12 protein-coding genes are annotated in these 13,992 nt (G+C 34.3%); all 12 read left to right on the top strand.

Translation table 11 applies throughout. The annotated features are described in order from the left end of the window. The first annotated feature begins 10 nt into the window (after window positions 1-10). The 12 genes from ftsY to HPS53_RS07020 all read left to right on the top strand — a co-directional run bounded on the left by ftsY (window position 11) and on the right by HPS53_RS07020 (window position 13,987). Window positions 11-970, top strand: a complete 960-nt coding sequence (gene ftsY / locus HPS53_RS07075) for a signal recognition particle-docking protein FtsY (RefSeq protein ID WP_104369925.1) — start codon at window positions 11-13, stop codon at window positions 968-970. Between the two features lie 3 nt (window positions 971-973). Continuing rightward, window positions 974-2,275 (top strand): 30S ribosomal protein S12 methylthiotransferase RimO, encoded by a 1,302-nt coding sequence (gene rimO / locus HPS53_RS07070; protein ID WP_172205341.1) that lies wholly within the window; start codon window positions 974-976, stop codon window positions 2,273-2,275. A gap of 5 nt (window positions 2,276-2,280) precedes the next feature. Beyond that, entirely contained in the window at window positions 2,281-2,571 is a 291-nt protein-coding gene (locus HPS53_RS07065; protein WP_172205338.1) for an HU family DNA-binding protein, read from the top strand. A 1-nt stretch (window position 2,572) separates the two neighbouring features. Then, on the top strand, window positions 2,573-3,685 hold the full coding sequence (locus tag HPS53_RS07060) for an HU family DNA-binding protein (protein ID WP_172205335.1): 1,113 nt from the start codon (window positions 2,573-2,575) through the stop codon (window positions 3,683-3,685). Window positions 3,686-3,825: 140 nt separating this feature from the next. Next, entirely contained in the window at window positions 3,826-4,821 is a 996-nt protein-coding gene (locus HPS53_RS07055) for a MoxR family ATPase (RefSeq protein WP_172205332.1), read from the top strand. Beyond that, a complete protein-coding gene (locus HPS53_RS07050) occupies window positions 4,821-5,690 on the top strand; it encodes a DUF58 domain-containing protein (RefSeq protein ID WP_104369920.1) in 870 nt (289 codons plus the stop codon). Before HPS53_RS07055 ends, HPS53_RS07050 begins: the two co-directional genes overlap by 1 nt. A gap of 2 nt (window positions 5,691-5,692) precedes the next feature. Continuing rightward, window positions 5,693-6,766, top strand: coding sequence for a BatD family protein (locus tag HPS53_RS07045; RefSeq protein ID WP_172205329.1), 1,074 nt, complete (start codon window positions 5,693-5,695; stop codon window positions 6,764-6,766). 47 nt (window positions 6,767-6,813) lie between these two features. Then, complete coding sequence (locus HPS53_RS07040; protein WP_172205430.1) at window positions 6,814-7,812, top strand: VWA domain-containing protein; 999 nt, start codon at window positions 6,814-6,816, stop codon at window positions 7,810-7,812. Between the two features lie 4 nt (window positions 7,813-7,816). Then, window positions 7,817-9,508: a VWA domain-containing protein gene (locus tag HPS53_RS07035; protein ID WP_172205326.1), complete on the top strand. Its 1,692-nt coding sequence runs from the start codon at window positions 7,817-7,819 to the stop codon at window positions 9,506-9,508. A 1-nt stretch (window position 9,509) separates the two neighbouring features. After that, entirely contained in the window at window positions 9,510-12,065 is a 2,556-nt protein-coding gene (locus tag HPS53_RS07030) for a BatD family protein (protein WP_172205323.1), read from the top strand. Window position 12,066: 1 nt separating this feature from the next. Next, window positions 12,067-12,759, top strand: coding sequence for a phosphatase PAP2 family protein (locus HPS53_RS07025; RefSeq protein ID WP_104369916.1), 693 nt, complete (start codon window positions 12,067-12,069; stop codon window positions 12,757-12,759). A gap of 16 nt (window positions 12,760-12,775) precedes the next feature. After that, window positions 12,776-13,987 carry an S-adenosylmethionine:tRNA ribosyltransferase-isomerase gene (locus HPS53_RS07020; RefSeq protein WP_104369952.1) on the top strand — a complete coding sequence of 404 codons (1,212 nt, stop codon included), beginning with the start codon at window positions 12,776-12,778 and terminating at the stop codon, window positions 13,985-13,987. The last annotated feature ends 5 nt before the right edge of the window (window positions 13,988-13,992 follow it).

The raw sequence follows: 13,992 nt of genomic DNA, 5'->3' as shown, positions 1-13,992 counted from the left end.
ATGTATTAATATGGGAATTTTCGGCTTTTTTAATAAGAACAAAAAAGAAACGCTTGATAAGGGCTTGGAAAAGACTAAAACAAGTGTATTTGACAAATTGACACGTGCGGTTGCAGGCAAGTCGAAGGTTGATGATGACGTTCTGGACAACTTGGAAGAAGTACTTATAACGAGTGATGTAGGAGTAGATACAACTCTGAAAATTATACAGCGAATTGAGGATAGGGTGGCACGAGATAAATATGTAAGTACTTCCGAGCTTAATCGTATTCTTTGTGATGAGATTGCATCTTTACTTGCTGAAAATAATAATGGGAATAATGATGATTGGGAGTTGCCTTCTGGTCATAAGCCTTATGTAATACTTGTTGTTGGAGTAAATGGTGTTGGAAAAACAACAACAATAGGAAAACTTGCCTATCAATTTAAGAAAGCAGGAAAGAAAGTCTATCTTGGTGCAGCCGATACATTTAGAGCTGCGGCTGTGGAGCAACTTTGCATTTGGGGAGAACGTGTCGGTGTCCCTGTTGTTAAGCAGCAAATGGGTAGTGACCCGGCATCTGTGGCGTTTGACACACTAAGTAGTGCAAAAGCAAATGATGCTGATGTTGTAATTATTGATACGGCTGGTCGTCTTCATAATAAAATAGGCTTGATGAATGAGTTAAAAAAAATAAAGGATGTAATGAAAAAGGTACTTCCACAAACACCGGATGAAGTCATGCTTGTGCTAGATGGAAGTACGGGCCAAAATGCTTTTGAACAAGCCAAGCAGTTTGCTGCGGTTACGCAGATTACATCATTGGCTATAACTAAACTTGATGGCACAGCCAAAGGTGGTGTTGTGATTGGCATAAGCGATCAATTGAAAGTGCCTGTGAAATATATAGGACTTGGTGAGGGTATGGAAGATTTACAGTTGTTTAGAAAACATCATTTTGTAAATTCTCTGTTTAATACAACAGATTGAAAAGTGAAGAAAACGATTGATTTTATCACAATGGGGTGTTCTAAGAATTTGGTGGATACTGAAATTCTTATGAACAAATTTGAAAATAAGGGGTATTATTGTACTCATGATAGTGAAAATCCTCATGGAGAAATAGTTGTAATAAATACATGTGGATTTATTGGAGACGCCAAACAGGAAAGTATAAATACAATATTGGAATTTGCACAGGCGAAAGATGAAGGTAAGATAGAGAGACTTTATGTGATGGGGTGCTTGTCACAAAGATACAAGGGTGAACTTGAAGCGGAGATACCACAAGTCGATAAATATTATGGGAAGTTTGATTATACGGAATTACTCAATGAACTTGGAGTTTCTGATGATGAGACCGAAAGAATTAGACATCATATAACAACTCCACGGCATTATGCTTATCTAAAGATAAGTGAAGGCTGCGACAGACGGTGTGCTTATTGTGCAATACCCATTATCACAGGCAAGCATAAGAGTCGTCAGATGGACGAAATATTAAATGAGGTACGTTCACTTGTATCAGATGGAACAAAGGAGTTTCAGATAATCGCTCAAGAACTTACATATTATGGTGTAGATATAGATGGTAGACAGCATATTGCGGAATTGATATCCCGCATGGCAGATGTTCCGGGGGTGGAATGGATTCGTTTGCATTATGCTTATCCTGCAAATTTCCCTTTAGAATTATTGGATGTGATGCGCGAAAAGCAGAATGTATGTAAATACTTGGATATTGCTTTACAACATGTGTCGGATAATGTATTAAAGCGTATGCATAGGAATATTACTAAAAAAGAAACTTATGAGTTGATAGAAAGTATACGTAGGAAAGTGCCAGGAATTTATATTAGGACAACATTAATGGTCGGTTTTCCTGGAGAGACGGAAGAGGAATTTAATGAACTGATCGATTTTGTTCGTGAAATGCGTTTTGAACGTATGGGGGCATTCGTTTATTCAGAAGAAGAAAATACGTATTCTGCATTACATTACGAAGATGATGTTCCTGAAGAAATAAAGCAGCAACGTCTTGATAAAATTATGACTTTGCAGCAACGAATAAATGCAGAATTTGAAGCAGAAAGGATCGGAAATATAGTACGTGTGTTGATAGATAGAAAAGAAGGAGAGTATTATGTAGGACGTACAGAATACAGTTCTCCAGAAGTAGATCCAGAAGTTTTGATTCCTATTGCGGAGAGACGATTGATTATAGGTGGTTTTTATGATGTGAAGATTGTTGATGCAGAAAGTTTTGATTTATTTGGAACTGTCATACAAAATTGAGAATAATGAATAATAAAGAGTTTATTTCAGCATTGGCTCGTGATACAGGTTATGGTATATCTGATACACAAAGAATGGTTACAGATATCATAGATGTTATGAGTGATAAATTCATGGATGGAGATTCTGTGATGATATCAAATTTTGGTTGTTTCGAAGTAAAGAAGAAGCTGGAGCGTATAATGATTAATCCTTCAACACAGCAGCGTATGCTTGTTCCTCCAAAGCTTGTACTGGGGTTCAAACCCAATACGTCATGGAAAGATAAGTTAAAGACAGAAAGTAAGGATAAGTAAAATGGGGAGAATTTCAATACAAGAAATATCAAAGGTATTAATTGAAAGGTATCAGTTGGGGAGTCTGGAGTCCGAAGGCTTTGCCAATGCAATATTTAATGTAATAAGGACGGGATTAGACAATGACGGGTTTGTCAAAGTTAAAGGATTGGGGACTTTTAAAATAATTGGAGTTGATGCTCGTGAAAGTGTTAATGTTAATACTGGAGAACGAGTTGTGATAGAAAGTCATGGAAAAATAACTTTCACACCAGATTCAACAATGAAAGAGTTGGTTAATAAACCATTTTCACAATTTGATACAGTTATTTTGGGGGAGGATATTGAAATAGTTAATATAGATGAGAATGTTCAAGAAGCGGACGAAGTCGAAAAAAAAGATGACGGTGATTCTGTAATAAATGAAAATAACACAGAAGTATTCTTGGATAGCAAGATTGATGATATAGAGAATGATGAAGTTGAAGATAAAAAGCAAAATGTAGCAGGACCAATGGAATGTAAGAGTTCTTTATTAAGTTCTCAAATTAATAGTGAAACCAAAGGAGAGTTAGATTCTCAAAATATGACGGATGATAATATTAACAGTATAATGTTATCAACTAAAAAAGACAATAAGATTGTTTTTTTTATAATTTCAGCAATAGCATGTTGTGCATTTGCATATGGAGGTTATCGTTATGGAATATATGATTCAACTCCAAATGTTCAAACTCCAAAATTTTCAGTTGCTAAAAAGGCCAATATCAATATAAAAAAGAAAATAACGAAAGTTGAGAAAAAAGAGATATCAGATGTGAGTGAGGCTGCATTCAAAAAAGATACATTGCAAAAGCAAGAAAATACTGTTCTTGATAATATTCAAATATCGAATTATGACCAATATGAAGCAAAAGATCATCGTGTGAGAACAGGTGCTTATCGTATTATTGGGACAGATCATGTGAGAACAGTTAAAGCGGGGGAAACTCTTACTGGTATATCTCGGGTCACTTTGGGTGATGGTATGGTATGCTATATTGAGGTTTATAATGATTTGGAGCAGAATGCAAAAATAAAAGAGGGGCAAAAAATAAAAATACCTAAATTGGAATTAAAGAAAAAACGAAAGTAAGTTGAATATAAAAGTTTCTTAAAATATAAAAATTAAGAAACTTTTTTTGATTTATTAAGGTGTAGTTTTCTGAAAAAAACTTATTTATTGACTACTTTTGTATTCTGAATATATAATATAGTAGAATTAAAATAATAATTATGTCAGAGGCAATTGATATTCGTGAATTAAATATACGGATAGAGCAACAAAGTTCATTTATTACAAATTTGATAAAAGGGATGGATCAAATTATTGTTGGTCAAAAACACCTTGTAGAATCTCTATTAATAGGTTTGTTAAGTGATGGACATATTTTATTGGAAGGTGTTCCGGGATTAGCGAAGACATTGGCTATAAAAACTTTATCACAATTAATAGATACAGATTATAGCAGAATACAGTTTACGCCAGATTTGCTTCCGGCGGATGTTTTAGGGACAATGATATATTCTCAGAAAGAGGAAACATTTCAAGTAAAACGAGGACCAGTTTTTGCCAATTTTGTATTAGCTGATGAAATAAATCGTGCGCCAGCAAAGGTTCAAAGTGCGTTGTTGGAAGCAATGCAGGAGAAACAAGTTACTATAGGCAGTGATTCTTTTGAGTTACCTAATCCCTTTTTTGTTATGGCAACTCAAAATCCAATAGAGCAAGAGGGGACATATTTATTGCCAGAAGCACAAGTTGATCGTTTCATGCTTAAAGTAATTATTGACTATCCAACATTAGAAGAAGAAAAACGAATTATACGGGAGAATATATCAGGTGTACCAAAAGAAATAAAACCAGTGATATCATCAGAAGAGATATTGAAAGCTCGTACGGTAGTATATGACGTTTATATAGATGAGAAGATAGAACAATATATTGCAGACATTGTTTTTGCGACAAGGTTCCCAGAACGTTATGGATTAAATGATATGAAAGGGATTATTTCGTTTGGTGGTAGTCCACGTGCAAGTATAAACTTAGCAAAAGCATCTCGTGCTTATGCTTTCATTAAACGTCGCGGATATGTGATACCAGAAGATGTACGTGCGGTTGCACATGATGTCCTCCGTCATCGCATCGGGCTGACTTATGAGGCAGAGGCAAATAACGTTACAAGTGAAGAAATTATAAGTAGAATAATAAATAAGGTAGAAGTGCCTTGATGGAAGCTCATGAACTTATAACCAAAGTACGCAAAATAGAGATAAAGACTCGTCGTCTGAGTGCTAATATTTTTGCTGGACAATATCATTCTGCGTTTAAAGGGCGTGGAATGGCATTTAGTGAGGTTCGTGAATATCAGTTTGGCGATAATGTTCGTGATATAGACTGGAATGTTACAGCACGTTTTGGACATCCTTATGTGAAGGTTTTCGAAGAAGAAAGAGAATTAACCGTGATGTTATTAATCGATGTCAGCGGTTCTCTTGACTTTGGTACCCATCATCAAACTAAAAGTAATATGGTGGCTGAAATTGCCGCTACATTAGCATTTAGTGCTATTTTGAATAATGACAAAATCGGAGTAGTTTTTTTCTCTGATAGAATAGAAAAGTATATTCCACCAAAGAAAGGACGTAGGCATATTTTGTATATAATCCATGAAATGCTTAATTTTAAGCCTGATAGTAAAAAAACAGATTTAAAAGGTGCTTTGGAATTTATGTCAGGCATGATGAAACGACAATGTACAATGTTTATCCTTAGTGATTTTTATGTAAAAAATGACATTTTACAACCTTTGAGTATATGTAGTCGTAAGCATGATGTTATTGCTATTCAGGTTTATGATAAACGAGCAAAAGAATTACCTGATATTGGAATAATGAGAATTATTGATGCGGAAACAGGTATTGAACAGTATATTGATACGGGAAGTAAACGTTTACGTGAGGCTCATTATAATTATTGGTTGAAGCGTCAAAGGATGTTGAAAGATATTTTTAATAAAAGTAATGTTGACAATATCTGTATTTCGACTGATGAGGATTATGTAAAGTCATTGATGATAATGTTTAAACAGAGAAGTTGAGAATGAGAAAGCGACTATTTATTCTAACCATATTATTTGTTCTTAAACTATCTGCGATAGCAAAGGTGTCAGTTGATGCACGGTTGGACTCTGTTGAAATATTCATAGGCCAACAAGTGCAAATTACGTTATCAGTAACAACAGATAAATCTGCGAATGTTTTTTTTCCGGTATTTACCCCCCAGCAACAGATAATTCCCGGAGTTGAGGTTTTAAATACAAGTGAAACAAAAATAGATGCAATAGAAAATGGAGTGTTGTATTCACGTGTATATACTTTAACTTCGTTTGATGCGGGTTTATATTATTTACCACCATTTGAAATAAATGTAGACAAAAAAGTATATAAAAGTGAAAGTTTGGCATTGAAAGTACTGTCTGTAAATGTGGACACAACTGATGTATTTAAGTATTATGGTCCAAAAGATATTCAGACAAATCCGTTTAAATGGAGTGATTGGAGTTGGTTGTTTGGACTGAGTATATTAATGCTAATATTGTTGTCTTTGGATTATTATTTTTATTTGCGTTTACGTGATAATAAACCAATTATAAAGAAAGTAAAATTTGTAAAACGTCTTTTACCACATCAAAAAGCAATTAAGGCCATAGAACAAATTAAAGCCGAAAAATATCCCGCATCGGACAATCCAAAAGAGTACTATACCAAACTGACGGATGCCCTGCGTAAATATATTCAGGAGCGATTTGGATTTAATGCGATGGAAATGACTAGTAATGAAATTATTGAAAGATTGAAAAATATACAGGAGCCAAAAGATATATATGAGCTTGGTTCTTTGTTTCAAGTGGCAGATTTAGTTAAATTTGCGAAGTACTCAACGCTTATAAATGAAGATGATAAAAACCTTGTAAATGCTATTGCATTTATTAATTCTACAAAAATAGAAAAGGTTATAGATGAAAAAGACCATTATCCGCAATTAACCAATAAAGAGGTCCAATCTATTAAAACCCGTAATTTTTTGAGAATAATAATAATTGGAATAGCAATCTCGTGTTTGACATTATTGTGTTATATTGTATATGAAATTAGTCAAATACTAATTTTATAAAGTTTAAGCATCAATGAATATAGAATTGTTTGATAACAATGAATGTGATAGAATTTGCGAATAAAGAATATCTGTTTTTATTATTACTAATAATACCATATTTGATATGGCATATAATGTATAAGAACAAAACAGAATCAACAATTCGGGTCAGTGATTCGTCGGCATACCAATATTTTCCTAAAAGTTGGAGGATAAGATTAATGCCAGTACAGATACTTCTTCGTATAATTGCTTTTGTTTTTATAGTATTTGCCATGGCTCGTCCCCAAACAAATAACTCTTGGAATAATGAGTTTGTGGAGGGAATTGATATAATGATGGTTATGGATGTTTCCACAAGTATGTTGGCAGAGGATTTGAAGCCCAATAGGCTGGAGGCATCAAAACAAGTTGCATCAGAGTTTATCGTGGATCGGCCCAATGACAATATTGGGTTAACGATATTTGCGGGTGAGGCATTTACTCAATGTCCCATGACAATTGATCATGCATCTTTACTTAATTTATTGAAGAATGTTAGAACTGATATTGCAGCGAGAGGGTTAATACAAGATGGAACGGCTATCGGTATGGGATTGGCTAATGCAATAAGTCGTTTGAAAGATTCAAAAGCTAAAAGTAAAGTAGTTATACTTCTCACTGATGGAAGTAATAATATGGGTGATTTGTCTCCTATGACTGCGGCGGAAATAGCCAGAAGTTTTGGTATTAGGATATATACGATTGGGGTAGGTACGGATAAGTTGGCTCCTTATCCGAAAGAGGTTGCCGGTCAAATACAATATGTATATCTTCCTGTTGAAATAGATACAAAAGTATTGGACGATATAGCAAGAGAGACACAAGGTGGTTTTTATCGTGCAACAAATACTCGTGAGTTACAATATATATATAAAGAGATTGATAAATTAGAAAAGACTAAATTAAGTTTAAAGAAGTATAGTAAGAAATATGAGGCATATCAGCCATTTGCTATTGTTGCAATAATATCTCTGTTATTAGAAATACTTTTGAGAATAACGGTTTTTAGAAAGATACCATAATAATATGTTTAGATTTGGAAATCCGGAGTATTTATATTTATTAGTGCTAATTCCTATTTTAGCATTAGTTCGGTTTTATGTTATACATCGTCAAAAACAAAAATTACGTATATTCGGTGATTTAAATTTAGTAAAAGATTTGATGCCGGATGTTTCGGTTTGGCGCCCAAGAATAAAATTTTGGTTATTGGAGTTAGGGATAGCGGTATTGGTTATTGCAATAGCTCGTCCTCAAATTGGGACAAGTGTTATTAATGATAAACGTGTCGGTATTGAAACTATAATAGCTTTGGATATTAGTAATTCAATGTTGGCGGAGGATGTAGAGCCTAATCGTTTGGTTAGAAGCAAAATGTTAGTAGAGAATCTTATAGATAAGTTTACTAATGACAAGGTTGGTTTAATAGTTTTTGCAGGTGAGTCTTTTGTTCAATTACCTATTACAAGTGATTTTGTTTCAGCAAAAATGTTTTTGAATACGATTGAGCCATCGTTAATTGATGCACAAGGAACAGATATTGCCGGTGCTATAGATATGGCTTCAAATAGTTTTACTAAGCAAAGGGGAATAGGAAAGGCTATAATTCTTATAACGGATGGTGAGAACCATGAAGGAGGAGCAAATGAGGCAGCCTTGAGAGCGAAAGAAAACGGTATGGCTGTTTTTGTTTTAGGTATAGGAACAACACAGGGCTCACCAATTATAGTTGATGGAAGAGAAATAAAAGATATTAATGGTAATATCGTTATGTCTGCATTGAATGAGGCCATGTGTGAAGAAATTGCAAAAGCAGGTGGAGGTGCCTATATACATGTGAATAATAATAGTGATGCACAGAGGCTGTTGGATATAGAATTGGCAAAATTATCTAAGAATGAGATTTCTAATAATATGTATACAGAGCATGGTGAACAATTTCAAGTATTTTGTTTGATAGCTTTATTGGTTATCATTATTGAGATTTGTATATTTGAGCGTAAAAATCCGATATTCCGTAATATAAGGCTTTTTGATAATAGAAAAACACTCTTGCTCATTATTATGATGGCATTATTTTCAGTACCAATGTATGGGCAAGTAGATAGATCTTATATTCGTTCAGGTAATAAGGATTATAAGAAAGCTAATTACTCCGAAGCAGAGGTCTATTATAGAAAAGCTCAAGAAAAAAACAAAAAAAATCCCCAAGCCATATATAATTTGGGCAATGCTCTATTAATGCAGAAAAAGGATTCTGTTGCCATTCGTCAATATGAAGAAGCAGCACGTATAGAAACAAATATATTTCGTAAAGCAAGATCATTTCATAATATAGGAGTCATCTGTCAAAATCATAAAATGTACTCGGAGGCAATAGAATCATATAAGAATTCTCTTCGTCTTAACCCGAATGATGATGAAACCAGATATAATTTGGAGTTATGCAAACGACAGTTGAAACAGCAGAAGGAGCAAGAAAAGAAAGATAATCAAAAAATGAAGCAAAATAATAAAGAGGACAATCAAAAAGAAGATAAACGTCAGAAACAGCAGCCAAAAGATAATCAGGAACAGGACAAGCCAAAAGGTGGAATGAGTAAGGAAAATGCAGAGCAGTTGCTTAATGCTGTTATTCAGCAAGAAAAAGATGCCCAGCAGAAAATGAAGAAAGCAATGCAGCAACCTCGCTCAAGAAGAAATCAAAAGAATTGGTAAAATGAGGATATTTATAGTTTCTTTTTTAAGTTTTGTATTTGCAATATCGGTTTTTGGGCAAAAAATTATTGCGGAAGTATCACCAAATATCGTTGTTGGTGAACAGTTTCATTTGACATACACGGTGAACAGCCAGGATGTAAAAGAGTTTAGGATAGGAAAAATACCGGAAGAATTGGAAGTCTTGATTGGACCTAAAACATCATATCAATCGAGTTATCAATTAGTAAATGGTAAAGCCAGTTCTTCCCAAACACTTACATATACCTATGTTTTGTTTGCAAGTAAGAAAGGAACGTTTGTCATCCCTTCCGCCCAAATAATCGTAGGTAATAAAAGAATAGAATCTAATTCGGTAAAAGTATATGTCGGTTCAAATCCACAATCATCGAATACCAATAAAGGAAGTCAGGGTAAACCAATTGCTCATGGTTCCGGTACAAAGATATCCGGTTCCGATTTATTTGTGAAGGTCAGTGCCAATAAACGTAGTGTTTATGAGCAAGAACCGGTTTTATTGACATATAAGGTTTATACATTGGTTGATTTGACACAATTGATTGGGAAAATGCCGGATTTAAAGGGTTTTCATACACAAGAACTGGAATTGCCCCAGCAAAAGAATTTTAAAGTAGAGATGTTTAACGGACGTCCATATCGTACTGTAACATGGAGTCAATATGTCATGTTTCCACAGGTTGTGGGAAAATTGGATATACCAAGTATAACATTTAATGGTATTGTTGCGCTTAAGAATCTTAATGTGGATCCATTTGAGGCTTTTTTCAATGGTGGTTCCGGGTATACAGAAGTCAAGCATAGTATAAAAGCTCCAGGATTGACACTTCAAGTCGTTCCATTGCCAAACAGACCTGCTGGTTTTTCCGGCGGAGTAGGTAAATTCACATTATCTGTTGGTTTGAATAAGAATGAAGTTAAAACAAATGAGCCGATAAAAGTAAGCGTGACTGTTAATGGAACAGGAAATCTGAAGTTAATAAAAGCCCCAAGTGTAAATTATCCAAAGGATTTTGACAGGTACGATGTTCAAACTACAGACAAAACGGAATTGACAAGTCGTGGGGTTGAGGGAAGCATGGTATATGATTATTTGGCCGTGCCTCGAAATCAAGGAAAATTTGAAATTCCCCCTGTTGAATTCATATACTATGATTTAGAATCGAATAGCTATAAGACCTTAAAGTCTTCTAAATTGGTTTTAAACGTTTCTAAGAATCCCAAGGATGATATTGAGGTGGCAAAGTCGCAAGCATTAAGTGACAATGATATAAGAGATATTAAGATTGGGCCATCTGTCATTTCTGACGATATTTTCTTTGGTTCTTTTAGATATAAGTTGGTGTTAACGCTCTTTTTCTTATTGTTTATAGGCATGTTTTTTATTTTTAAATATAAGAAAAATGGAACAGATTGGTATAAGCAAAAAGAGAATAGGGCTAATAAGGTTGCTGCCAAACGATTGAGGACAGCCAAGAAGTTGATGTCGGAGGACAACCAAGCTGGATTTTATGATGAAGTGTTAAGGGCTTTATGGGGATATATAGGATATAAACTTCGAATTCCAGTAGAACAACTATCTCGTGATAATATAAGTCAGAAGTTATTTGACTTTGGAATTGATAATGAAATAATAAAACGTTTTATAGAAGCACTTGATGAATGTGAATTTGAACGTTATGCACCTGGTGATGCAAAAGGAAATATGAACAAAACATTTAATACTGTAATGGATGCTATTATGCAAATAGAAGATGGAATGAAGGGGAAAAAATCCTTTGGCAAAAGAATTATTGGACTGAGATTGTATTTTGTTATAATACTTGTTTTAGCTCCCCTTTCATTATTTGCTATAACAAAGGATGAGGCAGATAGTTTGTATTTGATGAAACAATACAAGTTGGCAGTAAAGGATTATGAATTGGTACTTAGTAAGGGAGTAAGTTCTGATTTATATTATAATTTGGGTAATGCTTATTATAAATCAGGTAATATAACGAGAGCTATTATAAATTATGAGCGTGCGTTGTTATTAGATCCTAGTGATGACGATATTAAGACGAATTTGCGGATTGCGAATAATAGGATAATAGACAAGATTGTTCCTCGTCCGAAAATATTTTTCGTAGAGTGGTACAATTCAGCAATGAATCTTATGAATGTTGATGGGTGGGTCGATTTAGGATTTGTTGCATTAGGTATGGTAATAATCTTTTTCTTGCTTTATTTCTTTTCTCGTCGTATTGTTCTAAGAAAGATAGGATTTTTTGGAGGAAGTATTTTTGTTGTGATATTTGTTACAGCTACAATATTTGCTTATGAACAGAACCAGAAATTGATAGAGCGTAATGAAGCTATTATTTTGACACCGTTTGTTTTGATAAAGAAAAGTCCTTCAAGTGGAGGTTCAGATCTTTTTATGTTGCATGAGGGAACAAAGGTCCAAATCTTGGATGGTGAACTGATGGAGTGGAAAGAGATACGTCTTTTGGATGGAAGAAAGGGCTGGATAGAAACATCAAACATAGAAAGAATATGATATGGATTTAGACGCATTAATACAGTTAGACAAAGAATTATTATTGTCCGTGAATGGAAGTACTTCTCTTTTTGTGGACAATTTGGCCATGGTTTTGACATCAGCAGTCACTTGGGTCCCATTATATATATCACTATTTTATATAGTGGTGCGTAATAATGAAAGTATGAAGCAAATACTTTTGATTATTTGTTGTGCTGCATTGTGCGTTCTATTATCCGGTACAGTTGATGATATGTTTGTGAAGCCCAATATTGCACGGCTTCGTCCTTCCCATGATTCGCAAATAGCGATGCTTGTTGATGTTGTCGATGGATATAGGGGAGGGAAATATGGTTTTTTTTCAGCTCATGCGGCAAATACATTTAGTATAGCGATTTTTTTCAGTATGCTTGTTCGTAGCAAGATATTCTCGGTAATGCTTATTTTCTGGTCTTTATTGAATTGTTGGACAAGGATGTATTTGGGCGTGCATTATCCGGGAGATATAATATGCGGATTAATCTGGGGTGGTTGTGTTGGATTATTTGTATATTATATTGTTTACTTCCGTATAAACCGTTATATATCAAGTGGAATGCGGTTTATTTCGTCACAATATACATCGCAAGGATATCTCAATACGGACTTGGATGTTATCATATCAGTATTAGTTTATACATTTATTTATGCATTGTTTCGTGCGTGTTTTTAATTAGAAGAAGATGTTTATGGATATAAAGAATATAAATATAAGTGATTATAATTATAATCTACCAGATGAGCGTATTGCTAAATATCCCAAGGAGGAGCGAGATAATTCTAGTTTGTTGATATATAATCATGGAGAAATCATAACGGACAGATTTTATAATCTTACGGATTATTTACCATCTAATTCATTGATGGTGTTTAATAATACAAAGGTTATTCAAGCACGTCTTCATTTTAAGAAGTTGACAGGAGCCTTGATTGAGGTTTTTTTGTTGGAACCGTATTCTCCATCCGATTATGAGCGAGTTTTTCAAACCACTCATGAATGTTCTTGGCTATGTCTTGTGGGTAATTTGAAAAAATGGAAAGAAGGAGTTTTAACGTCTGAATTTGATGTTAATGGGAAGCATATTGTTTTGACAGCGAAGAGAGGTGATTTATATCATACATGTCATCGCATAGACTTTGAGTGGAATGAAGAAGTTACATTTGCTGATATTTTGGACGCAGCAGGGGAGTTACCGATTCCTCCATATTTAAATAGGGAAACACAAGAGAGCGACAAGAATACTTATCAGACAGTATATTCCAAAATAAAAGGAAGTGTGGCGGCTCCGACTGCTGGACTTCATTTTACGCAACGTGTTCTTTCGGATATAGACATGAGAGGTATTGAGCGCGATGAGATAACATTGCATGTTGGAGCCGGTACTTTTAAGCCTGTTAAGAGTGAAACGATCGAAGGACATGAAATGCACACGGAGTATATCAGTGTTCATAAAAGTACATTGGAACGATTAAAAGAGTATAACGGTCAGGCCATTGCTGTAGGGACCACAAGTGTAAGAACCCTTGAAAGTCTCTATTATATGGGATTACGTTTATTTAAAAATGCCAATTCGTCAGGTGAAGAATTACATATTGACCAATGGGAACCTTATGAAACGACAGCAAATATTACCCCATTGGAAGCGATAGAGTGTTTGCTGGCATATATGGAGAGTAAAAAAATAGAAGTTTTGCATTCAAGTACACAGATAATAATCGTTCCTGGATACGAATATAAAATAGTAAAAATGCTTATAACCAATTTTCATCAACCGCAGAGTACTCTTTTACTTTTGGTCAGTGCGTTTGTAAATGGAAATTGGAGAAAGATATATGACTATGCGTTATCACATGATTTTAGATTTTTAAGTTATGGAGATAGCTCTTTATTAATACCTTAAAGAAT

Source organism: Prevotella sp. PTAC (genome assembly GCF_013166535.1).
Lineage (GTDB): Bacteria > Bacteroidota > Bacteroidia > Bacteroidales > Bacteroidaceae > Prevotella.
Note: the sequence above shows the minus strand (reverse complement) of the source record. Positions and strands in the feature narration are given on the sequence as shown.